21 protein-coding genes are annotated in these 26,163 nt (G+C 63.5%); 12 read left to right on the forward strand and 9 right to left on the reverse strand.

Annotation, left to right across the window (positions count from 1 at the left end; translation table 11 throughout):
- Nucleotides 1-4: 4 nt before the first annotated feature.
- Genes HX881_RS02005 through HX881_RS02030 form a run of 6 tightly spaced genes read left to right on the forward strand, consistent with a single transcriptional unit; the run spans nt 5 to nt 10,817 of the window.
- Nucleotides 5-1,237, forward strand: coding sequence for an MFS transporter (locus tag HX881_RS02005; protein WP_177082424.1), 1,233 nt, complete (start codon nt 5-7; stop codon nt 1,235-1,237).
- Nucleotides 1,238-1,284: 47 nt separating this feature from the next.
- Nucleotides 1,285-6,621 (forward strand): non-ribosomal peptide synthetase, encoded by a 5,337-nt coding sequence (locus HX881_RS02010; protein ID WP_177082426.1) that lies wholly within the window; start codon nt 1,285-1,287, stop codon nt 6,619-6,621.
- Between the two features lie 14 nt (nt 6,622-6,635).
- Nucleotides 6,636-7,376, forward strand: coding sequence for a thioesterase II family protein (locus HX881_RS02015; RefSeq protein WP_177082428.1), 741 nt, complete (start codon nt 6,636-6,638; stop codon nt 7,374-7,376).
- Nucleotides 7,377-7,419: 43 nt separating this feature from the next.
- The gene (locus HX881_RS02020) at nt 7,420-7,743 is read left to right on the forward strand and encodes an isochorismate lyase (RefSeq protein WP_177082430.1); all 324 of its coding nucleotides are present in this window, start codon (nt 7,420-7,422) and stop codon (nt 7,741-7,743) included.
- Nucleotides 7,740-9,158: an isochorismate synthase gene (locus HX881_RS02025; protein WP_177082432.1), complete on the forward strand. Its 1,419-nt coding sequence runs from the start codon at nt 7,740-7,742 to the stop codon at nt 9,156-9,158. Before HX881_RS02020 ends, HX881_RS02025 begins: the two co-directional genes overlap by 4 nt.
- Nucleotides 9,159-9,191: 33 nt before the next feature.
- Entirely contained in the window at nt 9,192-10,817 is a 1,626-nt protein-coding gene (locus tag HX881_RS02030) for a (2,3-dihydroxybenzoyl)adenylate synthase (protein WP_017124152.1), read from the forward strand.
- A gap of 6 nt (nt 10,818-10,823) precedes the next feature.
- Here the strand turns inward: HX881_RS02030 and HX881_RS02035 are convergent, their stop codons facing one another.
- A complete protein-coding gene (locus HX881_RS02035; RefSeq protein ID WP_177082434.1) occupies nt 10,824-11,480 on the reverse strand; it encodes a TetR/AcrR family transcriptional regulator in 657 nt (218 codons plus the stop codon).
- A gap of 235 nt (nt 11,481-11,715) precedes the next feature.
- Between HX881_RS02035 and HX881_RS02040 the strand changes: the two genes are divergently transcribed.
- On the forward strand, nt 11,716-12,057 hold the full coding sequence (locus tag HX881_RS02040) for a hypothetical protein (protein ID WP_017124154.1): 342 nt from the start codon (nt 11,716-11,718) through the stop codon (nt 12,055-12,057).
- Between the two features lie 24 nt (nt 12,058-12,081).
- Here the strand turns inward: HX881_RS02040 and HX881_RS02045 are convergent, their stop codons facing one another.
- Nucleotides 12,082-12,708 carry a response regulator gene (locus tag HX881_RS02045; RefSeq protein ID WP_017124155.1) on the reverse strand — a complete coding sequence of 209 codons (627 nt, stop codon included), beginning with the start codon at nt 12,706-12,708 and terminating at the stop codon, nt 12,082-12,084.
- A gap of 31 nt (nt 12,709-12,739) precedes the next feature.
- Nucleotides 12,740-14,104, reverse strand: a complete 1,365-nt coding sequence (locus HX881_RS02050; RefSeq protein WP_177082436.1) for a cache domain-containing protein — start codon at nt 14,102-14,104, stop codon at nt 12,740-12,742.
- Between the two features lie 165 nt (nt 14,105-14,269).
- Between HX881_RS02050 and HX881_RS02055 the strand changes: the two genes are divergently transcribed.
- Together HX881_RS02055 and HX881_RS02060 are read left to right on the forward strand one after the other, a co-directional pair.
- Nucleotides 14,270-16,330, forward strand: coding sequence for a carbon starvation CstA family protein (locus HX881_RS02055; RefSeq protein ID WP_103032846.1), 2,061 nt, complete (start codon nt 14,270-14,272; stop codon nt 16,328-16,330).
- A 27-nt stretch (nt 16,331-16,357) separates the two neighbouring features.
- On the forward strand, nt 16,358-16,558 hold the full coding sequence (locus HX881_RS02060) for a YbdD/YjiX family protein (protein ID WP_103032847.1): 201 nt from the start codon (nt 16,358-16,360) through the stop codon (nt 16,556-16,558).
- 95 nt (nt 16,559-16,653) lie between these two features.
- On the opposite strand, the gene HX881_RS02065 is transcribed toward HX881_RS02060, so the two are convergent.
- Nucleotides 16,654-17,601, reverse strand: a complete 948-nt coding sequence (locus tag HX881_RS02065) for a carbon-nitrogen hydrolase family protein (RefSeq protein WP_017126444.1) — start codon at nt 17,599-17,601, stop codon at nt 16,654-16,656.
- 9 nt (nt 17,602-17,610) lie between these two features.
- A complete protein-coding gene (locus HX881_RS02070; protein WP_245223005.1) occupies nt 17,611-18,870 on the reverse strand; it encodes an MFS transporter in 1,260 nt (419 codons plus the stop codon).
- 146 nt (nt 18,871-19,016) lie between these two features.
- Here HX881_RS02070 and HX881_RS02075 point away from each other — a divergent pair, with 146 nt between their 5' ends.
- Nucleotides 19,017-19,940, forward strand: coding sequence for a LysR family transcriptional regulator (locus tag HX881_RS02075; RefSeq protein WP_042935410.1), 924 nt, complete (start codon nt 19,017-19,019; stop codon nt 19,938-19,940).
- Here the strand turns inward: HX881_RS02075 and HX881_RS02080 are convergent.
- From HX881_RS02080 to HX881_RS02095, 4 genes are all read right to left on the reverse strand, one after another.
- Entirely contained in the window at nt 19,921-21,168 is a 1,248-nt protein-coding gene (locus HX881_RS02080; RefSeq protein ID WP_177082438.1) for an MFS transporter, read from the reverse strand. The two genes, HX881_RS02075 and HX881_RS02080, sit on opposite strands and share 20 nt — an antisense overlap.
- A gap of 92 nt (nt 21,169-21,260) precedes the next feature.
- On the reverse strand, nt 21,261-22,649 hold the full coding sequence (locus HX881_RS02085) for a heavy metal sensor histidine kinase (protein ID WP_177082440.1): 1,389 nt from the start codon (nt 22,647-22,649) through the stop codon (nt 21,261-21,263).
- Nucleotides 22,646-23,317 carry a heavy metal response regulator transcription factor gene (locus tag HX881_RS02090; RefSeq protein WP_177082442.1) on the reverse strand — a complete coding sequence of 224 codons (672 nt, stop codon included), beginning with the start codon at nt 23,315-23,317 and terminating at the stop codon, nt 22,646-22,648. Before HX881_RS02090 ends, HX881_RS02085 begins: the two co-directional genes overlap by 4 nt.
- 137 nt (nt 23,318-23,454) lie before the next feature.
- Complete coding sequence (locus HX881_RS02095; RefSeq protein WP_017126450.1) at nt 23,455-23,709, reverse strand: DUF2790 domain-containing protein; 255 nt, start codon at nt 23,707-23,709, stop codon at nt 23,455-23,457.
- 376 nt (nt 23,710-24,085) lie between these two features.
- Between HX881_RS02095 and HX881_RS02100 the strand changes: the two genes are divergently transcribed.
- Entirely contained in the window at nt 24,086-24,856 is a 771-nt protein-coding gene (locus HX881_RS02100; RefSeq protein WP_177082444.1) for an SDR family oxidoreductase, read from the forward strand.
- A 135-nt stretch (nt 24,857-24,991) separates the two neighbouring features.
- A complete protein-coding gene (locus HX881_RS02105) occupies nt 24,992-26,122 on the forward strand; it encodes an MFS transporter (protein WP_343054623.1) in 1,131 nt (376 codons plus the stop codon).
- Nucleotides 26,123-26,163 lie beyond the last annotated feature (41 nt).

Here is a 26,163-nt window from a genome sequence, read left to right on the forward strand (position 1 = left end):
GACGATGTCTGAAGAACTCACCCCCGTGGTGGTCGGCAAGCTGGCCGGTCATCGCGAGTACTGGCGCCTGCTGCCGCGAATCGGCTTGTTGTACCTGGCCTTCGGCATTCTCTTCGGCCTCGTCCAGGGCGGCCTGCCTCCCTTGCTGCGGGCCCAGGGGCTGGACCTGGGACGGATGGGCTGGCTGTTCCTGCTGCTGTTGCCCTTTGGCATGACCTTTCTCTGGGCCCCCTGGGTGGATCGCTGGCGCTGGCCCTGGCATGAGCATCGTACCGGCTGGATCCTGACCATGCAGGGGCTGGCGATCATCGCCGTGGTGGTGATCGGCGTCGGCGAACATCTGCCGCCGGTGGCGTTGCTCGCCGTTGGCCTGGTGGTGGCCTTTGCCGCCGCGACCATGGACCTGGCCCTCGACGCCCTGGTGACCGAAACCACGCCGGCCCATAGCCGGGCCCTGGCCGGGGCGATGAAGGTCGGTGCGTTGAGCATCGGTGCGATGACCGGCGGCGGGGTATTCGTGATGCTCTTCGAACGTCTGGGCTGGCAGAGCATTTTTCTCGCCGTGGCCGGACTGCTGGTGCTGACCACCTTGCCGATCCTGCGCTGGCGTCCCACCGCCAGCCAGGGGCATCAGTCCGAACCTTCCGCCAGCCTGCTGCGCGCCCTTGCGCAACCGATGATGCGCCGACGCCTGTTGCTGCTGTCGCTGGTGTCGAGCGTATTGATCAGCCTGTTCAGTCTCAACCGCGTGATGCTGATCGACCTGGGCGTGCCCCTGGAAACCGTCGGCTCGGTGGTCGGGTTGCTGGCGCCGCTGTGCGGCCTGCTCGCCGCCGTGCTGGCGCCGTGGATGCTGCGGCAACTGGGCACCCGTACCAGCCTCGCGACGTTCTGCGTCCTCGGCATGCTGGCCGTGGTCCTGCTGTTGCTGGGGTCCTGGCAAAGCCGGCATGAAGTCGCCTTGCTGGGAGCCATCAGCATCAACCTCGGGGTCAGCGGCCTGTACGTGGTGATCTGCGCGGTGATCCTCGGCTGGGCCAACAGCCGCCAGGCCGCCACCGACTATGCCGCGCTCTACGGCATCAGCCGCCTGATCGCGCTGATCGTCCTGATGACACTGATGCAAGGCCTGACCAGCCTGGGCTGGCCGGTGTTCTATGGCCTCGGCCTGCTGGCATTGCCACTGGCCGTGAGCGTGCTGGGTCGCACCTTGCGGGAGCCCCCCGACGGCAGCTGAACGCTATTCAACGGCACTTGACTGACTTGATAACAGGAGGTTTCAAAGTGACATATGCCAAGCGAGAGTTCCCATCCGTCGATGCCGATGGCGCGACGTCATTATTCGAGCAACTGAGCCAGGAAGTGGCCGGCCTGCTCGACCTCGGTGTCGAGGACCTGGACCCGCAACGCTCGCTGATCGAATACGGTCTCGAGTCGATCAAGCTGATGCGCCTGCAGACCCGGATGGCCGCCAGGGGCATCAAGTTGCCGGGATTGGGCCGCCTGCTCGAACAACCGACCCTTGAGGCCTGGGCCGCGCAAGCAAAACCGGGCAAGCCACGCGCGCCCTTGGCTTCGGTGGCAAAGGCAGAGCCTGGCGCGGCCTTTGGCCTGACGCCGGTACAACAGGCGTACTGGATCGGTCGCCAGGATGACCAGAGCCTCGGCGGCGTGGGTTGCCACCTGTATGCGGAGTTCGACGGTTGCGGAGTCGATGCCCAGCGCCTGGAACAAGCGATGTTCCAGCTGTTGCAGCGCCACCCGATGCTGCGGGCCCGCTTCCTGGCCAGCGGCGAACAGCAGGTCCTGCCTCGCAGTCCCTGGACCGGATTGGTCCGGCATGATTGGCGTGACGCTGATCAGGCAACCACCGCGCAAGGCCTGCACGCCCTGCGTGAGCGTCTGTCGCACCGTCGGTTGCGAGTCGAGGAGGGCGAGGTCTGTGACCTGCAACTGAGCCTGTGGGGCGAAGGGCGCAGTCGTATTCACCTGAACCTCGACCTCTTGGTCGCCGATGTCCTGAGTTTCGAGATTTTCCTCCACGACCTGGCGATGTTCTACGTCGGTCGCGGCGAGGCACTGCCGACGCTGCATACCGGTTTTGCCGACTACCTGAAGGTCGATGAGCAACAGCGTGCCGCGGCCCTGGCATCGTCAAGGGACTACTGGCGCCAGCGCATCGCCGATCTGCCGGGCGGTCCCGCGCTGCCCCTGGCCCGCCAGCCGGAACAGTTGACGCGGACGCGCTTCGTGCGTCGCGCCTTTACCCTGGATAACGCCTCCCTGGCCAAGCTGCAACGGCAAAGCCGCGAGGCCGGCCTCACCGTTGCCAGCGTCCTGGCCAGTGCTTTCGCCCAGGTCCTGGGTCGCTGGAGCGGCGACGGCCATTTTGTCCTGAACCTGCCGTTGTTCGATCGCCAGGAGCAGGCGCCGGATGTGGCGCACATGATCGCCGACTTCACCAACCTGACCCTGCTGGAAGTGGATGTCAGCCAGCCCCTGGGTTTTGTCGAACAGGCTCGCCGCCTGCAACGGCAACTGCACAGCGACTTGCAGCACAACGCCTGGTCCGGGCTGGAAGTCCTGCGGGAAATGGCCCATGAAACCCGGCGCAGTGCTCCCGTGGTCTTCGCCTGCAACCTGGACAAACCGATGCCGGCGCCGCTGTTTCGCGAGGAACTGGGCGACCTCGGCTGGTCGGTCTCGCAGACGCCGCAAGTGTGGCTCGATCACCAGACCTACCCGCTGGCGGACGGCCTGATGCTGAACTGGGACGCGGTCGACGAACTGTTTCCCGAAGGGCTGCTGGACGAGATGTTCGCCTGTTATCGCCAGGCCATCGAATGGCTGTGCGCGCAGGACTGGGAGCAACCGTTGCCCTTGCCGTTGCCGCCGCGCCAGTTGCTCGAGCGCGAGCAGGTCAACGCCACCGCCACCGAAGTACCGCGGGGCGTGCTGTACCAGCCCTGGCTGCGCTGGGTGAGGGAGACGCCAGAAGCGCCGGCGCTGCTCGGCGATTCGGTGTGCCTGAGCCACGCTGAACTGTTCGAAGTGGCCTCGCACATCGCCAGCCATCTGGTGGCGGCCGGGGTGGTGGCCGGGGACCGAGTCATGGTCTGCCTGGACAAGGGGCCGGCACAGATCGCCGCGACCCTGGCGGTACTGCTGGCCGGTGGCGTGTATGTGCCGGTGGCGGCCGATGGCCCGCTGGAGCGGCTACGCCTGATCTACCAGGACTGTTCCGCCCGTGCCGTGCTGATCGAGCGCAATGGCCCTGAGCGCGACTGGCCGTTCCCGACCCTCGCGGTGGACCTGTCGACCCGCGCAGCCGCCGGGTTGTCGCCCGAGGTGGGCCTGGGCCGCGACGAAGAACTGGCCTATATCATCTATACCTCGGGTTCCACCGGCCAGCCCAAGGGGGTGATGATCGATCATCGCGGGGCCTTGAATACCGTGCTGGACATCAACCGCCGCTGGCAGGTCGAGTCCCGTGATCGGATCTTCTGCCTGTCCTCCCTGAGCTTCGACCTGTCGGTCTACGACATTTTCGGGGCCCTGGCGGCGGGGGCCGCCCTGGTGCTGCCCGCGGCCGACAGCCTGCGCGAACCCCGCCACTGGATCGCCAGCCTGCAACGCCATGGCGTGACCCTGTGGAACTCGGTGCCGGCCTTGTTCGACATGCTGCTGACCGAATTGCAGGGGCAGGGCGAGCGCTTGCCGGCCGCCCTGCGCCTGGCCTTGCTGTCCGGCGACTGGGTGCCCCTGGATCTGCCGGCCCGGGCCAGTGCCTGCGGCCCGCAACTGACCCTGGTGGCGCTGGGCGGTGCCACCGAGGCGTCGATCTGGTCCAACTGGTTTGAAGTTCGGCAGGTGGACCCGTGCTGGGCCTCGATCCCCTACGGCTATCCCCTGACCAATCAGTATTATCGGGTGCTCGACAGCCAGGGGCGTGACTGCCCGGAAGGCGTCAAGGGCGACCTGTACATCGGTGGTGTCGGCGTCGCCCAGGGCTACTGGAACAACCCCGAGCGCACGGCGCTGCAATTCAGTCGCGACCCGCAAGGCGGCGCGCGTTTCTATCGCACCGGTGACCTGGCGCGTTACACCGCGGGTGCCCGCCTGGAGTTTCTCGGGCGCAAGGACTTCCAGGTCAAGATCAAGGGTCACCGTATCGAGTTGGGCGAGATCGAGTCGGTACTCGCCCGCCAGCCCGGGATTCGTGGCAGCGCGGTGGATGTCCAGGAAGACAGCGCCGGCAGCCGTCAACTGGTGGCTTATGTGACCCTGGACCAGGCGTTGCTGCGGGAGGGCCAGGATTCTGTCGGCTGCCTGCGGGAAGTGCCCGCGGATATCGACAGCCGTTGGCACGCCACTGTCGAGGCCGGTCAGGGCGAAGTCGTCGAAGCGTTGGCCGAGCTAGACCTGCAACGCTTCAATGCCTTCTGGCACGACATCGAACAACTGGCCGCGCTCGGCATGGCCAGGACCCTGGCCGAAGCCGGACTGTTCACCGAAGAAGGCATGACCCACAGTCGTGCGGTCATCCAGGAACGCCTGCAGGCCTTGCCGCGTTATGCCAAGCTGCTGGGGCAATGGTTGGAAACCCTGGCCGCCGACGGTTTTCTGCAACCGGCTGGAGAGGGGGCCTACACCGCGCGGCGGGCGTTGGGCGCGCAAGCGTTCGAGTCAGCCTGGGCCGACCTCGCCGATATCGCCATGCTCGGCGACCATGCGGAGCAGGTACTGGCCTATATCCGCCGCAGCATCGACGGCCACCTGGCGCTGTTTCGCGGGACCCTCGACCCGCTGGAAATCTACTTCCCGGACGGCTCCACCCAGGTCGCCGAAGGTATCTACCGATTCAATCCGGTCAATGCCTTCCTCAACCGGATTGCCGCGCAACTGGTGGCGCACCTGGCGGCCAACAGCACTTGCACCCTGAATATCCTCGAAGTCGGCGCCGGTACCGGCGGCACCAGCGAGTCGTTGTTCGCGGCCCTGGAAGGTCACGATGTGCGTTACCGCTTTACCGATCTGTCGGACTTCTTCCTCGAACGTGCCCGGCAACGCTTCGCACGGTGGGATTTCATCGATTACGCCCACTTCGATATCAACGACGAGCCCGAGCCCCAGGGCGTGCGACTGGGCTCCCAGGACCTGATCGTCGCGGTCAATGTCTTGCACGATGCGCGCAACCTGGCCAATACCCTGGCGTCGTTGCGCCAGATCCTGCGGCCCGGCGGCCAGTTGCTGGTGATCGAAGCGACGCGTAACTGTCGCCTACAGATGGTCAGCATCGGTTTTATCGAAGGCATGAGTGACTACGACGACTGGCGTGTCGAAAACAATCTGCCGTTCCTGTCATTGCCGCAATGGGACGCCGAGTTGCAGGGCAGCGGGTTCGCCCGCCGGCAGGTGTTCCCCGAGGCGGGCAGCGCGGCGGCCGTGATTGCCCAGCATGTGTTGCTGGCCCAGAACCTCGAGCCGAGCGGCCAGCTCGATAGCGAGCGGCTGCGCCGGCAACTGGCGCGACACTTGCCCGACTACATGTTGCCGGGGCACTGGGTCACCCTGCGGCGCCTGCCGTTGAGCGGCAATGGCAAGGTCGACCGTGGACGCTTGCCCGGCCTGATGCTCGGAGAGAAGAGCGATGCCCGCGACTACGAGCCGCCCCGGCCCGGACTGGAAACCCAGGTGGCCGATCTTTGGGCGCAGTTGCTCAAGCGCGAGCGGGTGGGGCGTCGCTGCGATTTCTTTGCCCTGGGCGGCGACAGCCTGCTGGCCACGCGCCTGATGGCGTCCTTGCGTCAGCAACTGGGCTGTGCGGTTCATCTGCGGGATCTGTTCCAGCACCCGCAACTGCAGGATTTTGTCGCCGTGCTGGGGCAGCCCCGGGGTGAACAGCCGCTGGTGATGCTCAATCGCCCGGTGGGTGGCGTCAATGTGGTCTGCCTGCCCACCGCCGATGGCGAGTGCGAGGCCTACCGCCAACTGGCCGGGCGCCTGGACGGGCAACTGACCCTGGTCGGCCTGCGGGACCCTGGCGGCCGTTGCGGCAGTGACTTGCCCATGGCGCTGCACGATTTCATCGAGACGCTCAAGGCACTGCCCGGGCCGTTCCTGCTGCTGGGTTGGTCGGTGGCGGCGAAGCTGGCCACGGCGCTGGCGGCGGAGATGGAGCGCGGCGGTCAACCGGTGGCCGGGCTGATGTTGCTCGATCCACTGTCCGGAAGCTGTTTCGAGGAGGATGGCGAGGTGCAGCCGGCGCGTTTCTTCGGCCTGGCACCGATGCCCGAGCAGGCGTTGTACCAGCAGGCGCGCCAGGCCGGGCGGATTCCCCCGGGCCTCGAGCCGCCAGCATTCGACAGCCTGGTGCAGCGCTGTCGCACGCTGCACGCCGGCCTGGGGCGTTATCAGGCTCCGCGTCTGGCCGCCCCCGTGCACATCCTGCAAAGCGCGGCCAGTCCGCAGTGCTGGGCGGAACCGCTGCGGGACTGGCAGGTGCTGCTGGACCAGGCGCCGAGGCCACAGGTGCTGTGGACATTGCACTGGGAGTTGTTGAGCGACCCGGAGTCACTGGCCGTCATCGGTGAGACGTTGCTCGCACTGTCACGCGACTGATCCGGAGAAACCTCATGAGTCTGACTTTCGAAGCGCTGGGCGGCCAGTCGCTCAGCCCCGTGCATCTGCTGATTTTTCCCCACGCCGGTGGACAGCCGGCGGCCTACCGGCCATTGGCCGAGCATCTGGGGCCGCGTGTGCAGGTCTGCGCGATGCTTTATCCCGGGCGTGGGCGACGGATGTCCGAGCCTTTGCCGACGGCGATCGCCGACCTGGCCGAAGAGGCGCTGACCGCCATTCCCCGTGACCAGGCACTGGTATTGCTGGGGCACAGCATGGGTGGCTTCGTCGCCCATGCGCTGGCTGGACTGCTCTGTGCGCAGGGCCGTCCGCCGGCACGCTTGCTGCTGTCGTCGGTGCGCGCACCGCACCGGGCCGCCCATCGACCGCTGGCCGGTTGTTCGGACGAGGATTTTGTCTCGGCACTGCTGGAGCTGGGCGGCATTGACCCGCGACTGTTGCGTGATGTCGAGGCACGGGAGCTGTTCCTGCCGATCCTGCGCGCCGACTTCGCCCTGGCCGAGACCTACCACGCCCGCCCGGCGAACCCCCTGACGTGTGCTGTCAGCCTGTGGCACGGACAGGACGACCAGCACGTGCCGCTGGCCGACCTGCAGCGATGGCAGGACTGGACGAGCATCGACGAACTCCGGCAACAGCCCGGCGGGCATTTCCACCTGCTGCAACAGCCTGGCGCATTTGCCACCAGCCTGGCGCCGCTCCTGGCCGGGCCGGTCGGCCCGATCAGCGCCTGAACCCCACTTCATGCAACGCTCATCTTCAACAGAGATCAACATCATGCCGACTGTTAAAGCACCTGAAGCCTGCCAGAACCTGAATGACATCCGCGGCGGTATCGACTCGCTCGACCGCCAGCTCCTCGAAATCCTCCAGCAACGGCTGCGCTACGTGAAGGCGGCAGCGCGTTTCAAGCCGGATGAACAGAGTATCCCGGCCCCGGAGCGGGTCACGGCGATGCTCGCCGAGCGTCGTGAATGGGCGGCGGCGGCGGGCCTGGAAGTGGCCTTTATCGAAAAACTCTACGAGCAGGTGATTCACTGGAATATCCAGCAGCAGATCCAGCACTGGCGCGTCACTTACCCTGAACGGGTGCAAGCATGAACCCGCTCGTCGATCGTGGCGCGTTGCTCGATTGCCTGGAACTGGCCCGGCAACGCGCGGTTCATGGCGAGCCAGCGGTGCTGGCCTGTTTCAGTTGCGCCTGGCTGCCGTGCGACGGCCTGCGCGCGTTCGCCGCGGCCCAGGGCTTCGATCAGGCCGTGCTCTGGCAGTTTGTCGAGTCGGGGCCGGCGACCGTTGGCGTCGGCAGCGCCCTGGAACTGGAGCTGCACTCCGGCCAGTCGCTGGTGGAACTGCAAGAGACCTGGCAACACTGGATCGCCGGGGCGGTGATGGTTGGAACGCAACGGCCACGGCTGTTCGGCGGGCGTACCTTCGACCGGGAAAACCCGTGTTCCCGGCAATGGCAGGTATTTGCCGAAGGCGCCTTTGTCCTGCCGCGCCTGAGCCGCCAGGGAGAGCACCTGATGCTTTGCACCCTGGTCACCGCACAGACCGACTGCCCGGCGCTGTGCCAGCAACTGCTGGACGACGTGAGTCATTGGCGCGAGTCCGAGGAGGGCGGCACGGTCACGCCGTTGCAGCCGGGGCGACGTCCGCGCGTCGAGGAAAGCCTGCCCGCCGAACACTGGAAAGCCCGCGTTGCCGACGCGGTGGCGGCCATCGAAGCCGGTGAGCTGCGCAAGGTTGTCCTGGCGCGGGAGGTGAAGGTTGAGGCCGATACGCCATTCAGCTTGCCGGCGGTGTTGCAGGCCCTGGCCCAGGGCAATCCGACCGCCTATCTGTTCGCCTTGCGCCGGGGCGACAGCTGTTTCCTCGGCGCCACGCCGGAGCGCCTGGTTCTCCAGCAGGCCGGGCAATTGCGCACCACGGCCCTGGCGGGAAGCATTCCGCGGGGAACCTGCGCGCAAAGCGACCGGGCCAATCACGATCGCCTGCTGGCCAGTGCCAAGGATCGTCACGAACATGCCCTGGTGGTGGAAACCCTGCGCAGCGATCTGGGCCGGTTCACCGCCAGCCTGGACGTCCCGGCGGTGCCGGCGGTTCATCGGCTGGCGCATATCCAGCACCTGATGACACCGATCCGTGGTCGCTTGCTGCCCGGCGTGCCCCTGCTTGCGCTGGTCGAGGCCCTGCATCCGACGCCGGCAGTGGGCGGGTTGGACCGCCAGGCGGCGATCCGCTGGATACGTCGGCACGAGAGTCTGCATCGCGGCTGGTACGCCGCGCCGGTGGGGTGGCTGGACAGCGAGGGCGATGGCGAGTTTGCCGTGGCCCTGCGTTCGGCGCTGGTCTGCGGTGAGCAGGCCTGGGCGTTTGCCGGCTGTGGCCTGGTGGCCGGTTCCGAGCCGGAGCTGGAGTACCGCGAAACTTGCGTCAAATTGAAGACCATGCTCGACGCCCTGGCGCCGGGCCTGAGCGAGAACCTGGTCGAGGCATCGTTGCTGCAGGCCTGACAGGACATCAATCCATCGAAAGGGATTTCAAGCATGCACCACAACCTGAGTGACCTGAGCGCGCATTGCGTCGCGCCTCCTGCTGGCCTGGCCAGTGAATACCGGCGCCTGCCGTACTGGCAGGAATTGAGCCTGGGGCAGATGCTGCAACTCCAGGCCGACCGCCATGGCTCGCGCCTGGCCCTGATCGATGGCGAACGCCGCCTCAGCTACCGGCAACTGCACGAGGGCGTGGAGCGCCTGGCGACAGCGCTCTGGGGCCGTGGCCTACGCCCGGGACAGGTGGCGATTGTCCAGTTGAACAACCAGGCCGCCTTTGTCGAACTGGTCTTTGCCCTGTTCCGGCTGGGGGTGGTCCCGGTGATGGCTTTGCCGGCCCACGGCGAACGGGAAATCAGCCAGTTCGTCGGCCTGACCGATGCCGTGGCCTGGTTTCATCCGCAGTATCCCCTCGACAGCGACAACCTCGCGATCGTCGAGCGCATCCGGACCGGCTCGCCCTCTCTGCGACTGGTGGTCGCGGTAGCCCCCGAGGAATCCTGGCAGGACATCCAGGCCGGGCAGGGCGCGGCGAACATTCCCCAGCCGAGTCCGGATGATATTGCCTGCTTTCAGTTGTCCGGCGGCACCACGGGTATCCCCAAGCTGATTCCACGGCGGCATAACGACTACCTGTACAACGCCCGGGCCAGTGCCCAGGTCAGCGGCCTGGACGCGGATTCGCGCCATCTCGCGGTGTTGCCCATGGCCCATAACTTCCCCATGGCGTCACCGGGATTTATCGGCACCCTGAGTGTCGGCGGCTGTGTGGTGATTGCCCGGGACCCGGGCCCGCTCGACTGTTTCGACCTGATCGAAGAACACGCCGTGACCCACGTTTCCCTGGTGCCGACCCTGGTGCTGCTGTGGCTCGAAGCGGCCCAGGCCCTGGCCCCCGCGCTCGACTCCCTGCGGGTGCTGCAAGTCGGCGGAGCATCCTTTGCCGAGGACGTCGCCCGACGCGTCGAACCGACATTCGGCTGTCGCCTGCAGCAGGTCTTTGGCATGGCCGAGGGACTGTTGAGCTTTACCGGTCTCGATGATTCCCCGCATCGCATCTGCACCACCCAGGGGCGGCCTTTATCGCCGGCCGATGAAGTGCTGATCGTCGATGACGAGGATCGACCGCTGCCGGCCGGTGAAAAGGGCCATCTGCTGGTGCGCGGGCCCTATACGTTGCGCGGTTACTATGGTGCCCCCGAACATAATCGCCATGCGTTCCGCGCTGATGGTTTCTATCGCACCGGCGATCTGGCCCGCTATGACGCCGAGGGTTACCTGAGCCTGTGCGGGCGGGAAAAGGAGCAGATCAATCGGGGCGGGGAGAAGATCGCGGTGGACGAGGTCGAGGGGCTGTTGCTCAGCCACCCGATGATCTACGACGCGGCGGTGGTCGGCCTGCCGGACGAATTCCTCGGGGAAAAGAGCTGCGCGTTCGTCATCCTGCGCCAGCCGCTGGAGCCTCGGGGCATCAGTGACTTCCTGCGGCAACAGGGACTGGCGAGCTTCAAATGGCCGGATCAATACTGCTTTATCGATGTGTTTCCGGCCACCGCGGTGGGCAAGATCAGCAAGCGCGGGCTCAGGGAGCGCTTGCGTGAGCAGTACCTGACGGGTTGAAGAGACTCACGCGGGACGGATGATCAGGCTCAGGACATAGGCCAGGAAGGCCTGGTCATCCGGCACGCTGTGTCCACCCACGGCAATGGCGTCCTGGGCTTCGATCTGGCTGTGCAGCCAGTACTGGATCAGTCCGCCCACGGTGATCATCGCCTGGCCGGGCGGGATGTCGTCGCGGATATGGCCGGCCTCGCGAGCCCTGGCGAAAATCGGCACGAACAGGCTGTTGAGTTGCTCGGAGCGTCTTTTACGCTCCTGGTCCTGCGTGCCCATGACCCGCCACAACTGGAAGCGCAGGGCGCTGGGGTGGGATTTCCAGTAGGCCATGTAGGCACCGACCAGGGTCGGGATCGTCTGTTTATCGACCACGCAGTCCGTCAGCGACAAATCCTTGAACCAGGCCTGGAAGTCCGCGGTGACGCGTTCGCCGACCTGCTCCCAGAGGGTTTCCTTGTCCTTGAAGTGATGATGGATCAGCGGCGGGGAAACCTTGGCGGCCAGGGCTACCTGGCGAATCGAGGCGCCTTCGAAACCCGAGACCGAAAAGATCTTCAAGGCCGCATCGAGGATCAGGTCGCGGGCATCGGGGCTCGAGTAGTGGGGGCGTAGCTCGGATACAGGCAGCTTGGATGAAGGGAGTTCGGATGTGGGCAGTTCGGACATATGAGTCTCCAGGCAAGCCCCCGAGTGTAGTCACCACTGATCGTTTGTTCAACTTGCTGAACATCATGAAAAAAAACCGTCGACCGATGACTGCGCAGGGGCCGATGGCGGCAGGGCATCGACACTATCGGTTCCGGTGATAGTCACCATCGAACATCGCAAGTTCTGTTTTTCCTGGAAATCCGGACAATCGCCTTCATCAAAACGAAACATTGTCTTTTTTCAGGATCCGCCCATGCGCTTTCTATCTCTCCCTGTCCTGGCCCTGGCCTCGTTGCTGCTCTCGGCGTGTGCTTCGGCACCCAACGACCCGACCCTGACCCTGCAGACCAGCAAGACGCCGGAGCAGTACACGGAGTGCGTGGTGCCGAAGCTGCAGAAAAACGCCTTCAATACCACCGTGTCGCAGACCCAGCGGCACTACAAGATTGTTGTCGCCAGCAAGTTCGCGGCAGACAACGTGCTCGAAGCCTACAAGGCCCCGAGCGGCGGCAAGGTGTTCATCTATGAGCGCCAACTGCTGGCGTCGACCTTCGAGCCTTCAAGGTTCGAACGCGCCGCGCAGGAGTGCCTGTAACGGTTGCGCCGGGGCCGCGGGACTTCAGATGATCCCGTGATCGATGGCGTACTTGACCAGGGCTGCGGGTTTGTCGATGTTGAGCTTGCGGCGGATGCTCAGGCGGTGGGTTTCCACCGTCCGTACGCTGATATCCAGTTGCCGGGCCATTTCCTTGTTGTTCAGGCCCTGGGCCATTTTCTGCAGGACCTGGCTCTCCCGTGGCGTCAGTTCGTTGTCCGTGCCTTTGTCGGCAATCAGCCGCTGGGCGATTTGCGCGCTGTAGAAGGTGCCGCCACTGGTGATCGCTTCGATGGCGGCAATGATTTCCCGCGACGGCGAGTTCTTCAGGACATAGCCGCTGGCGCCTGCACGCACGGACTCGCTCACATACTCGTAATTGTCGTACATGCTCAGGATCAGCACCTTGAGCAGCGGATAGCGGCTGCGCAGGACGCGGGTCAGTTCCAGCCCGTTCATGTCCCTCAGGCCGATGTCCACCAGCAACAGGTCCGGCTGGCAACGCCCGACCATCTCCAGGGCATCGGCGCCACTCTCGGCTTCGCCCACCACTTCCAGCGGCTCCATGACCGACAGCAGCGCCTTGATGCCGTCGCGCACCAGTGAGTGATCGTCGACCAGGGCGACGCGGATCGGGCAGGGCAGGTTCATCGCAGCTATTCACTCTCGTTGTTATGGGGGCTCAGCGTTCCGTGCCCGGCATCTTCATCGGCAGCAGCACATCCAGCTCGCTGCGTCCGGGCACCGAGACCAGATCGAAGCGGCCGCCGAAATGTTCGACGCGTTCACGCATATTACGCAAGCCGATACCGGCCTGGCTGCGCTCGACCTGGGCGACGTTGAAACCGACGCCGTCATCGACCATGGTCAGGCGTATGGACTCCTCGGACCCGTGCAGGGTAATCGAAACGTTCTTCGCCTGGGCATGTCGTTCGATATTGGTCAGGCCTTCCTGCACGATGCGAAACAGCGAAACGGCCGCGCCATCGACCAGGTGGCAGTCGAATTCATTGTCGTTGTAGTTCACCCGCAGCCCGCTGCGCTGCTCGAATTCCGCCGCGAGCTGGCCGATGGCCGCCGACAGGCCGAGGGTGTCGAGCAACGACGAACGCAGGTCATGGGACAGGCTGCGCACCTCGCCAATGGCTTCACCCAGGCGCTCGGTGGCTTCTTTCAGGATTCCCAGGCCCTTGGCGTGCTCCTGCCGGTCGAGCACATGGCTGGCCAGCTCGAACTTGAACTTGATCGACACCAGCAACTGACTGATACCGTCGTGGAGTTCGCGGGACACCCGCGAGCGCTCTTCCTCCTGCAGGCTGACGATACGCTGGGTCAGGCGTTGCAGTTTCTTGTCGGCCAGGCGATGTTCGCTGACATTCAGGGTCATGCCACCGGCGAAGACAATCAGCACCGCCACCAGGGCCACGGCGGCGATCGCCAGCATGGTGGTGCGAATGCCCTGCGCCACCTCGTCGCGGGCCTGCTGGGTCGCGCGCTCGACATCTTCCAGATAGATACCGGTGCCGAGCATCCAGCCCCAGCGATCGAGCATGACCACATAGGCCAGTTTGTCGGTGACCTGGCCGGAGGAGGGCTTGTTCCAGGCATAGCGCTGGAAACCTTCTCCGGATTCTGCGCTCTTGAGCAGGGCCTGGATCACCGGCAGGCCGTGGGGGTCCTTCATGTCCCAGAGGTACTGGCCCACCAGTTCCGATTGCCGCGCATGCATCAGGCTGCGGCCCTCGTGGTCGTAGACGAAGAAGTAGCCATTGATGCCGAAGCTGAGCTTGCGCAGCTCTTCGAGTACCTGCTGCTGCGCCTTGGCGTCGCCCTTGCCGTTGTCATACATCGGCGCGATCAGGCTCTGCGCCATGGCCACGTAGTTCTTCAACTCGGCGCGCTTGCTGGCCAGGATGCTGTCTTCGATCAGTTGCGCCTGCTGGTCGCCCAGTTGCCGGTTCAGGGAAATCACCAGCCCGCAGATAACGGCGATCGCCAGCACCAGCGGCAGGATCCCGAGGGCGACGATTTTGTGCTTGAGCTGCATTTCTGCTCCTGGAGTCAACCTAAGTAGTACTACGTAGAGCGTGCGTACGTAGTCCTGCGGATTTATTTGTGGACGGCACACGCGGATATTGGGCCAGCTCCGCACCGCGGACACAATTATAAAAAATTACCGCCGCAGTCACCGACTGTCGGCAGGAGACACGCAATGACCCGTCTGGCTAAACACCTCGCCTGGTTTGCCGTGGCTGTCCTGGGAGCGTTTGCGCTGAGTGTCGTGGCCCTGCGCCGCGGCGAAGCCATCAACGCCCTCTGGATCGTAGTCGCCGCAGTCGCTATCTACCTCGTCGCATACCGTTACTACAGCCTGTTCATCGCCGACAAGGTGATGCAGCTCGATGTTCATCGGGCCACGCCTGCCGTGCTCAACAATGATGGTCTGGACTTCGTGCCGACCAACAAGCACGTACTCTTCGGTCACCACTTCGCCGCGATTGCTGGTGCAGGCCCGCTGGTCGGCCCGGTACTGGCGGCGCAGATGGGCTACCTGCCCGGTACGCTCTGGCTGATTGCCGGGGTGGTGCTGGCCGGCGCGGTCCAGGACTTCATGGTGCTGTTCATGTCCACGCGGCGCAACGGCCGCTCCCTGGGCGATATGGTCCGTGAGGAAATGGGCCGCATTCCCGGGACCATCGCCCTGTTCGGCTGCTTCCTGATCATGATCATCATCCTCGCGGTGCTGGCGCTGATCGTGGTCAAGGCCCTGGCCGAGAGTCCGTGGGGCACCTTCACGGTGATGGCGACCATCCCGATCGCGATGTTCATGGGCGTCTACATGCGCTATATCCGTCCGGGGCGCATCGGCGAAATTTCCCTGGTGGGCGTGGCCCTGTTGCTGGGTTCGATCTGGGTCGGCGGGCTGATCGCGGCCGATCCGGCCTGGGCCAAGGTGTTTACCTTCACCGGTATCCAGATCACCTGGATGCTCATCGGCTACGGTTTCGTCGCCGCGGTGCTGCCGGTGTGGCTGATCCTGGCACCACGGGACTACCTGTCGACGTTCCTCAAGATCGGCACCATCGTGGCCCTGGCGATCGGCATCCTGATCACCATGCCCGAGCTGAAAATGCCCGCGCTGACCCAGTTCACCGACGGCACCGGCCCGGTCTGGAAAGGCGGCCTGTTCCCGTTCCTGTTCATCACCATCGCCTGTGGCGCGGTGTCCGGTTTCCACGCCCTGATTGCCTCCGGCACCACCCCCAAGCTGCTGGCCAGTGAAGGCCATGCCCGTTATATCGGCTACGGCGGCATGCTGACCGAGTCCTTCGTGGCGATCATGGCGATCGTTGCCGCCTCGGTGATCGAACCGGGTGTCTATTTCGCCATGAACAGCCCGGCCGCCCTGGTCGGCAGCGACGCGGTCTCGGTGGCCCAGACCGTCAGCAGCTGGGGCTTTGCCATTACCCCGGACGCGCTCCAGGCGGTGGCCAAGGACATCGGTGAAACCACCATCCTCGCCCGTGCCGGCGGCGCGCCAACCCTGGCTGTGGGTATCGCGCAGATCCTCCACCATGTCCTGCCGGGTGAAAACACCATGGCGTTCTGGTACCACTTCGCGATCCTGTTCGAAGCCCTGTTCATCCTGACGGCCGTCGATGCGGGCACCCGTGCCGGTCGCTTCATGCTGCAGGACCTGCTGGGTTCCTTCGTGCCATCGCTCAAGCGCACCGAGTCCTGGACCGCCAACCTGATCGCCACCGCCGGTTGCGTGGCCATGTGGGGCTACCTGCTGTACCAGGGCGTAATCGATCCGCTGGGCGGCATCAACACCCTGTGGCCGCTGTTCGGCATCTCCAACCAGATGCTGGCCGGGATTGCGCTGATGCTGGCGACCGTCGTACTGATCAAGATGAAGCGCCAGCGCTACGTCTGGGTCACCATGCTGCCGGCCATCTGGCTGCTGATCTGCACCACCACCGCGGGCTTTATCAAGCTGTTCGACCCGAGCCCGGCCATCGGTTTCCTCGCCCTGGCGAAGAAATACAGTGTCGCGCTGGACGCCGGACAAGTGATTGCCCCGGCCAAGGACATCACACAGATGCAGCACGTGATCTACAACGCCTACACCAACGCCACGCTGACCGCGCTGTTCCTGCTGGTGGTGTTCAGCATCCTGTTCTTTGCCCTCAAGGTCGGCATCGCCGCCTGGGGCACCAAGGAACGTACGGACAAGGAAGCTCCGTTCCAGGCGCTGCCTGATGCTCTGTAATGGCAGGCTTGATAGAGGAGTACGGCCATGTTCAATGACCTGAGCCGTCTCGGCAAATACCTCGGCCAGGCCGCGCGGCTGATGGTCGGCATGCCGGACTACGACACCTACGTCGAGCACATGCAGAGCAGGCACCCGGACAAGCCGCTGATGAGCTACGAGGCGTTTTTCCGCGAGCGCCAGGAGGCGCGGTACGGGGGAGGGAAGGGACAGACCCGCTGTTGTTGACGCTCGTCGACGATATTCACCGGGCAACCAACCCGTAAAAAACCGGCGGATGAAGCCGGTTTTTTATTGCCTGGGAAAACGTCAGGGGCCACCGATCAAGGGCGTGTCCCGCGACCCTGGTTGAAGTTCACGGGGTTCATTGCCCGGGTGTTCACGTTCACTTCAAAGATGTCCGGGCGCGAATAGTGTCCGCAGGCATCGAAGTCCAGGTTGGACCTGTTGAGCGCCGCCAGGTCGAGGTCGGCATAGATTTCCGTTTCGCAATCATGCACGGGGCCGGCCAGTACCTCACCCATGGGACTGATGATCATGCTGCCGCCATGCATGATGTAGTCGCCGGGATGGACGTCCAGGTCGAAAGCCTGTTGGTAGCTTTGCGGGTAGTCTTCCAGCTTGATGGCCTGGCAGGCGGACAGGACAAAGGTCCTGCCTTCGAGCGCGATATGGATCATCGAACTGGCCCAGCTCTTGCGATCGTCGGCGGTCGGCGCGCAGTAGAGTTGCACGCCCTGGGCGTACATGGCCTGGCGGAAGGCGGGCATGTAGTTTTCCCAGCAGATCACACTGCCGATGACGCCGATGTCGGTGGGGACCGCCTCGATTGTCGAACCGTCGCCAAAGCCCCAGATGATTCTTTCCTGGCCCGTGGGCATCAGCTTGCGGTGATAACCGGCGATGCCTTTGCCGGGGACGAACGTGACCGCGGTGCAATAGAGCGTTCGTCCATGACGCTCGATGATTCCCATGACCACGATGATGTTCAATTCATCGGCACAGTTCGACAGTACCGCCAGTTCCGGCCCGTCCAGCGCCACCGCGCCTTCGAAGTACTCGTTATACAGATCCCGCCCTTCGGAACTGCGGTTGCCTACGACGCTGCCAAAGCTCTGCCCCTTGGGGTAGCCACCGATAAACGCCTCGGGAAACACCGCCAGTTGCGCGCCCTCTCGGGCCACGCGATGCAATATGTCACAGGCCTTCTCAACGCTGGCCACCGGGGCGAAAGGAATGGAAGAGGCCTGAATTACCGCTACACGAGTCATATGCTCTCCTTAGTATTGGGAAATGTTGTTGTCTTTGGTTTCCGGAAGAATGCTCAGCAGCACCACGAAGCAGATTGCAGACACCCCTGCCAGGTACAGTGCCGGGATATTGGTGTCGCCGGTGGCCTTGATCAGTGCGGCGGCAATAAACGGCCCGGGGCCTGCCAGCGTGGCCAGGGCGAGGTTATGGCCCAGTGCTGCGCCGGTGGAGCGAATCGACGCCGGGAATACTTCCACCAGCAGCACAACGTCCATGACCGCGGTAATGGCGACCAGCACGCCGAAGATGAGCAGGGCGGCGATAATCAGGGTGGTGTTGCCGCTGTTGAGCATCCAGAAGATCGGATAGGCCATGACGGTCAGCGCGGCTGCCGCGAACAGCAACAATGGGCGGCGACCAATCGCATCGCTCAGGCGTCCGATCAGCGGATTGACGATGCAGTAGACCACCAGTGCAATGCTGCACAGCCACAGGGCCTTGCTCTTGGGCAAGCCCACCGCGGTGACCAGGTGATTGTTTGCGTAGGTGATGAAGTAGTAGAGCGACACGCCAAACAGCGCCGAGAACGCGAAGGTGGTGATGAATGCCCGGCGTTTGGCGGCGGGAAGTGGCTCGGCCAGGGTCATGGACTCCCGCTGCTTCACCAGTTCTTCGTAAACGGGAGTATCCCCGAGCTTGCGCCGAATGAAGACGGCCACGCCCGTCATGACGATGGAGGCGACAAAGGGAATTCGCCAGCCCCAGGCGGTCAATTGATCGTCGCTCAGGCCCGATGACAACAGGGCGGCGGTGAAGGTGCCGAACAGAAAGGCGAGTCCGGCGGTTCCGGTGATGACGCTGGCCGCAGTGGCCCGGCGATTGGGCGCGGCGCTCTCGACGATGTAGATCCCCGCGCTTGACCATTCGCCGCCAACCATCATCCCCTGGATGAAGCGCAGGACGATCAGCAAGATAGGGGCGGCTATGCCGATGGCGTCATAGGTCGGCAGCAAGCCGATCAGCGTGGTGCAGACACCCATTCCGAAAACGGTCACGATCAGCACCGCCCGGCGACCGAGCCTGTCGCCCAGGGGCCCCAGGACCAGGGCGCCGAGGGGACGAGAGAGAAAACCGACGGCAAATACTGCCAGCGATGACAGCAGGGAGACCCCGGCAACGGCGGACGGAAAAAACAGCGCGCCGATCACCGCGGCGAAATAACCGTAGATCGCGAAGTCGAACCATTCCATGAAGTTGCCGATGCCCACCGCGACGGCTCGTTTACGCATGTCGACATGCGCTGTCCGGGAAGGGGTAAATCCCCTTTTTGGTGAATCCTGTGCCACGCTCATAAGGCTGCCCCTTGGGTTGGTTTTGTGTTCTTGTGGCGGCATCCTAGAAATGGCTCGGTACCTGGGGCAAACGATTAGAAAATATGAGCAGGATTAACGTACGTAATATCTCGCGCACCGATCTGAATCTGCTGCTGACATTCCATTGTCTGATGACGGAGCGCAGCGCGACGCGGGCCTCGGCGGTGCTTCACGTGACGCAGGGCGCGGTCAGCTCGGCCTTGCGCCGACTTCGCGAGCAGTTCGGGGACGAATTGTTCGTAAGGACAAGCTCCGGCATGCAGCCGACCCGCAGGGCGTTGGAAATCGCACCGATGATTGCGGAGGCCCTGTCAACGGTGTCGGCGCTGCTGGGGGCGGACGCAGCGTTCTCGCCCCAGGAGTCGCACTACGTTTTCAACCTAGCCATGTCCGACGACCTGGAGGCATTTCTGGCGCCCAGGCTGGTGGAGGCGGTGTCCCGTGAGCGCCTGGGCATCCGCTTTGCGTTTCACCAGACCAACAGCTCGCTCTGGAAAAACGCCCTGCATGATCCGGCGATGGACCTGGTCATTTGCAGCGAGCCGAAGGATTTCAGTACGAACTACTCCTCACAGGTATTGTTCTCGTCGTCCTATTCCTGCCTGTACCGGCCGGGAGCCGGAGAAGCGGAGCCGTTGAGCCTGGAGGACTACTTTGCCGCCGAGCATGTGCGGATCTGCTTCGATGGGCGGCGTGGTTTTATCGATGATCTTTTCGAGAAAGCGGGGCATACGCGCAAAGTGACCGCGTCCTTTACCCATTTCGCGGGGGCACTCACCACCCTGTTGAGCAGCGACGTGGTGGCGACGATCCCGACCTTCGCGGCCCGGACCTTTTCCCAGCACATGGCGTTGACCCTGTGCCCGGTTCCCCTGGCGGTGCCCTCGTTCAGATGCTTCATGGTCTGGGATATCGCCAAGCAGGAAAAACCGCAACATGAGTGGATTCGCCGCTTTATTTCCCAGATCACCCAGGGCTTGGAGTGACGGCGACGCCTGGCGTCGGCTTGCCACCGGCAGGCGCCAGGGTCTCGGGCATGGCCACCAGTAGCAGGACCAAAGCCGCGGCGGCAATGCCTGCAAGGGTCAGAAACGCCGCGCTGTAGCCGGCCTGCTGAACCACCAGCCCCGCCAGGCCATTGCTCAATGCCGCCCCCAGGCCGAACACGGTGGAGAGGGCGCCGAGACTGATATTGAAGTGTCCGGTGCCGTGGGTGAGGTCCTTGACCACCACGGGGAACAGCGCGCCGAAAATGCCCGCGCCGACACCGTCGAGCATCTGCACGGCGACCAGCCAATAGGGATCGCTGGACAGGGTATAGAGTACCCCCCGCAGCGGCAGGATCAGGAAACCCGCCAGGAGCAAGGGTTTGCGCCCCCACAGGTCGGCCTTGGCCCCGACCAGCAGCGCGGCGGGAATCATCACCACCTGTGCCGCGACAATGCAGGCGGAGGTCAGTGGCGTCGCCATCTGCAGGTTGACCTGGGCCAGTTGCTGGCTCACCAGCGTCAGCATCGCGGCATTCGCCAGATGGAACAACGCGCAGCATACGGCGAATACCAGCAGCGGCTGGTTGGTGAGCAACACCGACCAGCCCGAGGGGACCTTGCCCTGCACGGCGTCGCCCGGGTCGAAGCCCCGTGCGAGATCGTGGTCAATCGCCTTTTCCGGGACGCAAGCGATGGCGATCACACTGCCGAGGGCCATGGTCGCCATCAGGTAGAACACCGCGACCGGGCCGAACAGATAGGCAAATCCGCCGGCCAGCAGCGCAGCGCAGGCATTGCCGGCGTGGTTGAAGGTTTCATTGCGCCCGGTTCGACGGGTGAAGGCCCGGGGACCGGTGATACCCAGCGAGATGGCGGCTATGGCGGGGGCGAAGACCGACGCGGCGACGGCGCTGATGGTCTGGGTCAGGGCCACGAGCGCGAATGAAGTCACGAACGGCAGCAGCAGGCAACTGCCCGTCACCAGTAACGCCGCCATCGCGATAATCGCCCGTTTGCGGCGTGTCCTGTCGATCAGCGCCCCGGCGGGTGTCTGGGTGACGAGTGCGGCGATCCCTGCGAGGGTCATGACCAGGCCGATGCTGGCGGGCTCCCAATGGTGAACCGCTAGCAGGTAGATCGCCAGGTAGGGGCCGAGCCCGTCGCGGACATCGGCGAGAAAGAAGTTCAGGCCGTCCAGGGAAAAATCATGACGTCGAGTGACCACGGGCAGCTATCTCACTACTGGAGGTCACCGGAATGGCATCAACCTCGGCAGTGCTAATGACTTGTCGCCCGTGGTTTTAGTTTCATGAGTGCTCACTGTTCCCGCCGGGGGAAAAACAGCTCGAAGCAGGTCACGCCGTTTTCGCTGGTGACGCTGTAGCGACCGCTGTGCAACTGCATGATGGTCGCCACGATCGAAAGCCCCAGGCCGTTGGACTGGGCCGAGCGTTCGCGTGACTGATCCACCCGGTAGAACCGTTCGAACAGTCTCGGCAGGTGTTCCGCCGGGATGGTCGGCCCCTGGTTGCGCACACGCAGCTTGATGCCGTCCGCGGACGGTACGGCCTGGATCAACAGCTCGGAATCGGCAGCGCCGTACTTGATCGCATTGGCGCACAGGTTGGCCAGGGCCCGGCGCAACAGCATCGGCTCGGCCCAGATCAGGCCTTCGCCCTCGGCGCGGATGCTGATATCGGCATCCGCCGCCAGCCCTTCAAAGTAATCGGCCACGCGCTCCAGCTCGTCGGCGGCATTCAGTTCCTGGCGCTGGTCACGGGCGCTGCCCGGATCGGTACGCGCGAGGAACAGCATGTTGTCGAGCATGCGTGCCAGGCGTTCGAGCTCTTCGACATTGGAGGCGAGCAACTGCTGGTAGTGTTCGACGCTGCGGTTCTGCTGCATGGCGACCTGGGTTTCCCCCAGCAGGTTGTTGATCGGCGTGCGCAGTTCGTGGGCCATGTCGGTGGAAACCTGGCTCAGTTGTGCAAAGCCCGTGGCCAGGCGCTCGAGCATGGTGTTGAAAGAGTCGATCATCGGCAGCAACTCCTTGGGCGCACCCTGGCCGTCCAGGCGTTCGGTCAGGTTGCCGATGCCGATACCGTGGGCATGATGCGCCAGGCGCCTGAGGGGCAAGAGGCCACGGTGCACCACCACATAGCCGATCAGTGCCAGGACGATCGCCGCGAGGCTGGCCAGCACGTAGACGCTCAGGCGATAGCTGGCGAGCACGGCCGTGCGTTCGGTCATCAGCCGGCCAATGGTCACCTTCAGCTTGCCCGAATCAATGTTCGCGGAGATGGCGGAGAAGGGCGCGCCGTTCACGCCGGGCAGATGCTGGACATCGGTCAACGCCAGGGAATGGTTGATGGTCACTGGCGTGAGGTCGGGAATATCGATATCCGCGGGGTTGACCTCCAGCAGGGGCTCTTGCCCCGACTCGCCGATCATCAGCACGGACTCGCGGTTGCCCAGCATGTTCTGGAACAGCACGGGCTTGGTCCTGATCAGCTCCAGCGTGTTGCTGTCGTTGAGAAAGTTGCGCAGTTGGTCAATGCGATAGACCAGGGTCGAGTCATCGCGGCGTATCAGTTCGCGCTCGAGTTCGCGGTACAGGGCTACGCCGGTGGTTGCCAGCACGGCGAAGGCCAGCAGGACAAACACCAGGGCCAGGCGCAGCGTCAGGGAGTAATGGCGTCGGCTCATGGTTGCGTATCAAAGCGGTAGCCGATGCCACGCACACTGTGGATCAGCTTGACCTGGAAAGGGTCGTCGATTTTCAGGCGCAGGCGGCGCACGGCCACGTCCACCACGTTGGTGTCGCTGTCGAAGTTCATGTCCCAGACCCTGGAGGCGATCAACGAACGCGAAAGCACCTGACCTTCATGCGTGGCGAACAGATGCAGCAGGGCAAATTCCTTGTTGGTCAGTGTCACGCGCACGCCGGCGCGGGTGACGCGGCGCTTGATCACATCGATCTGCAGGTCGTCGATCTGCAGTTGCTCTTCTTCGCGAGTCGGCCCCCGACGGGTCAGGGTACGCAGGCGTGCGACCAGTTCGGCGAAGGAAAACGGCTTGATCAGATAGTCATCAGCCCCCAGTTCCAGGCCCTTGATACGGTCGGCGATATCATCCCGCGCGGTCAGGAACAGCACCGGCGTGTCGGCTTCCTTGCGCAGGCGGCGCAGGACTTCCCAGCCGTGCATCTTCGGCATCATCACATCCAGCACGATGACATCGAAGGACGTTTCCAGGGCCTGGTGCAGCCCATCGACGCCATCGCGGGCCAGGCTGACGGAATACCCTTGCTCTTGCAGGCCATTGAGCAAGTAGTTGCCCGCCTTGGGCTCGTCTTCCACTACAAGGATGTTCATGGGGATTACCTAGGTTCTTTGCGGGTGCCCGATCCGTGAAAGGCGGACCGGATGGCCTTGAGCAGGTGGCGCAAGTGTAGCCCGATCATCGGTTCGATTGCGCCTCGACTGCTCTCTGATATTCATCAGGCGGCCAATCAGTTTTCGTTCGAGCAGTGACCTTGCACCTGATAGTCCAGCACATGTTCCCGACCTTGATGATCGAGGTAATCGAGACGCGCCGGAATCACGCCGCACTGGTCCGAGAGGTCCGTGGTGGAGATGACTTTCGCCACGTCCAGGTCGACATAGAAGCCGGTCTTGTCATGAATGACCGGGGCAGCGTCGGTGGTACCGGCGAAGGCCGAACCGGTGGCGAGGAGGGCGGCGAATCCGAGCAGGAACAGTTTCATGGCGATATCTCTCTGTCTGAAGTGGGCTGCCTGTTGTCTGGCAGTGGGTTCAAGGTAACAAGGCAACTCAAACAGACGACGAACAGGAGAATGACAAAGTTGTAATGCAAGCGGGTCCGGTTGCCGGTGTGGCACCGGGGTGTTTAGGGGGAAATGAACCCCTGATCCAGGGTTGCATGAGTGGTTGCATTATAGAACCTATACTGATAAAACATTGCCAGGTTTCATAAAGAAACCTGGCAAAGCGTCGTTGGCTCATTTTTAGCCAATAGCTGCGTAATCGATCAGCCACTCAGCGCCATAGGGCACGTTTTCGCGCAAGGGAATGTGCATAGTGATGATGCCTTATGGTCTTTTTATAGAACCTGGAGACACCATGAAATTGAAGGGCAGAACGGCATTTATCACCGGCGGCAACAGCGGTATCGGTCTGGCTACCGCCAGGCTGTTCATCGAGGAGGGCGCCAACGTCGCCATCACCGGCCGTAATCAGGAGACTCTGGACAGGGCGCGTGCTGAGCTGGGTGACAATCTGCTGGCGATCAACGCCGACCTCACCGATGTCGAATCCATCGACCGCGCCGTGAAAGAGGCGGTGGCGGTGTTTGGCAACCTGGATATCGTCTTTGCGAATGCTGGAGTAGGGGGGACGACACCGGTCGGCAAAACGACGCTGGAACAGTTCAACCAGATTATCCAGACCAACCTCACCGGCGTGTTTTTTACTGTCCAGTCCGCCGAACCTTTCCTGAACGACAAGGCATCGATCATCCTCAATGGTTCGGTTCACGCCGTGATGGGCTGGCCGCAATGGTCGGCCTACGCCGCGACCAAGGGGGCGGTACGTTCCATGACCCGGGTGCTGGCCTCTGAGTTCGCGCCACGTGGCATTCGCGTCAACCAGGTCACTCCGGGCGCCGCCCGCACGCCGGTGTGGTCGCCGTTGGCCTCCAATGCCAGCGAAATGGAAGCCCTGGAAAAAGAGCTCTCCAAAACCATTCCCCTGGGGCGGATTGGCGAAGCGGAGGAGGTTGCCAGCGTCGTCCTGTTCCTCGCCAGCGATGACTCTTCCAATGTCGTGGCAGCTGAAATCGTTGTCGACGGCGGCGCCACGGGCAGTCCCCTGGGCGCGCCTGCGCACCGCTGAATCAATCGTTTTTTCCCTGGCTGGGGAGCGGGGCGGCTTTGCCTCGCGAATAGCCAGGGACTATTTGCACGGGTATGACTCATGGTTTCTAGAACAATGGAAAATGCGCATGCAACGAACCATTCGTGGTTCGGTGTGCTTGCAATTGCACTGGGTGCATTTGCCCTGGTCGTCACGGAGTTTCTGCCGGTGGGGTTGTTGCCGGGCATCAGTCGTGACCTGGGCATTTCCGAGGGCAGTGCCGGTCTGGCGGTCACGGCCACGGCGCTATTGGGCTTCCTGGCGGCGCCGATCACTGCCATGTCGATTGGCAAGGCAGACCGGCGCCTGGTCCTCCTGGGGTTTACCGTCCTGCTGATCATCTCCAGTGTCATGGCCGCCATGGCCACGAGTTTCGCGGTACTGCTGCTTGCGCGTGTTGTCCTCGGTATCGGTGTCGGCGGTTTCTGGGCCATTTCCGTCACCGCTGCCGCACGCCTGGTCGCGGAGGAGAAAGTGCATTCGGCATCGTCGACCGTGTTTGCCGGCATCTCCATCGGCTCGGTGGTCAGCGTCCCGGCAGGCTCGTACATCGGCGCGCACTATGACTGGCGCATCGCGTTCATGGCGGCCAGTGTCCTTGCCGTGGTCGTCCTGCTGATTCAGTTGATGGCATTGCCGAAGATCCTGATCGACCATGGCGTAAAAATAAGCAGCTTTTTCGGCCTGCTGAAGTCACCGAAGGTCAGGGCTATTTTCCTCACCGTGATCTTCATCGTTGCAGGTCAATACTCCGGCTATACCTTCGTCACGCCCTACCTCGAGCAAGTCACCCGGGTAGATAACGGTCTGCTCAATACATTGCTGTTCGTGTATGGCGTCGCCACGGTGCTCGGCAATTTCCTGGGCGGTTTTTTCGCAGGCAGGAACCTGCACCTGACCGTTGTAGCGACCGTGGTGATCTTCCTGGTTTCACTGGTGAGCATGTCGCTGTTCGCCACGAATGCGCTCGTGGTCACCATCAGCCTGTGTATCTGGGCCATCTCCTGGGGCATGGCTCCTGTCGGCACCCAGCTCTGGTTGTACAACGCCACTCGCAATGATGCCGAGGCGGCGCAGGCGGTCAATACCAGCGTCTTTCAGTTCTCCATTGCGCTGGGATCGCTGATCGGGGGTGCAGCAGTCAACAACATCAGCTTGCACAGCTCCATGTGGATTGGCGCCCTGATCCTCGCGCTCGCCGTGCTGATGGTTTTTCTCGTCGGCCGCATGGACCGCAAGGATTAATCCCTCCCTGCAACAAGGCACAAGCCAAAAACATTCCCGTC

This window comes from Pseudomonas gingeri (assembly GCF_013386115.1).
GTDB classification, from domain to species: domain Bacteria; phylum Pseudomonadota; class Gammaproteobacteria; order Pseudomonadales; family Pseudomonadaceae; genus Aquipseudomonas; species Aquipseudomonas gingeri.

Bases quoted from the DNA above. Each gene is read 5' to 3' on its own strand.
- HX881_RS02005 (WP_177082424.1), top strand. From the start codon at position 5: ATGTCTGAAGAACTCACCCCCGTGGTGGTCGGCAAGCTGGCCGGTCAT.
- HX881_RS02070 (WP_245223005.1), bottom strand. From the start codon at position 18,870: ATGCGTAAACGAGCCGTCGCGGTGGGCATCGGCAACTTCATGGAATGG.
- HX881_RS02095 (WP_017126450.1), bottom strand. From the start codon at position 23,709: ATGAAACTGTTCCTGCTCGGATTCGCCGCCCTCCTCGCCACCGGTTCG.
- HX881_RS02075 (WP_042935410.1), top strand. From the start codon at position 19,017: ATGAGCAGGATTAACGTACGTAATATCTCGCGCACCGATCTGAATCTG.
- HX881_RS02085 (WP_177082440.1), bottom strand. From the start codon at position 22,649: ATGAGCCGACGCCATTACTCCCTGACGCTGCGCCTGGCCCTGGTGTTT.
- HX881_RS02065 (WP_017126444.1), bottom strand. From the start codon at position 17,601: ATGACTCGTGTAGCGGTAATTCAGGCCTCTTCCATTCCTTTCGCCCCG.
- HX881_RS02060 (WP_103032847.1), top strand. From the start codon at position 16,358: ATGTTCAATGACCTGAGCCGTCTCGGCAAATACCTCGGCCAGGCCGCG.
- HX881_RS02020 (WP_177082430.1), top strand. From the start codon at position 7,420: ATGCCGACTGTTAAAGCACCTGAAGCCTGCCAGAACCTGAATGACATC.
- HX881_RS02050 (WP_177082436.1), bottom strand. From the start codon at position 14,104: ATGCAGCTCAAGCACAAAATCGTCGCCCTCGGGATCCTGCCGCTGGTG.
- HX881_RS02030 (WP_017124152.1), top strand. From the start codon at position 9,192: ATGCACCACAACCTGAGTGACCTGAGCGCGCATTGCGTCGCGCCTCCT.
- HX881_RS02040 (WP_017124154.1), top strand. From the start codon at position 11,716: ATGCGCTTTCTATCTCTCCCTGTCCTGGCCCTGGCCTCGTTGCTGCTC.
- HX881_RS02045 (WP_017124155.1), bottom strand. From the start codon at position 12,708: ATGAACCTGCCCTGCCCGATCCGCGTCGCCCTGGTCGACGATCACTCA.
- HX881_RS02090 (WP_177082442.1), bottom strand. From the start codon at position 23,317: ATGAACATCCTTGTAGTGGAAGACGAGCCCAAGGCGGGCAACTACTTG.
- HX881_RS02100 (WP_177082444.1), top strand. From the start codon at position 24,086: ATGAAATTGAAGGGCAGAACGGCATTTATCACCGGCGGCAACAGCGGT.
- HX881_RS02035 (WP_177082434.1), bottom strand. From the start codon at position 11,480: ATGTCCGAACTGCCCACATCCGAACTCCCTTCATCCAAGCTGCCTGTA.
- HX881_RS02015 (WP_177082428.1), top strand. From the start codon at position 6,636: ATGAGTCTGACTTTCGAAGCGCTGGGCGGCCAGTCGCTCAGCCCCGTG.
- HX881_RS02025 (WP_177082432.1), top strand. From the start codon at position 7,740: ATGAACCCGCTCGTCGATCGTGGCGCGTTGCTCGATTGCCTGGAACTG.
- HX881_RS02055 (WP_103032846.1), top strand. From the start codon at position 14,270: ATGACCCGTCTGGCTAAACACCTCGCCTGGTTTGCCGTGGCTGTCCTG.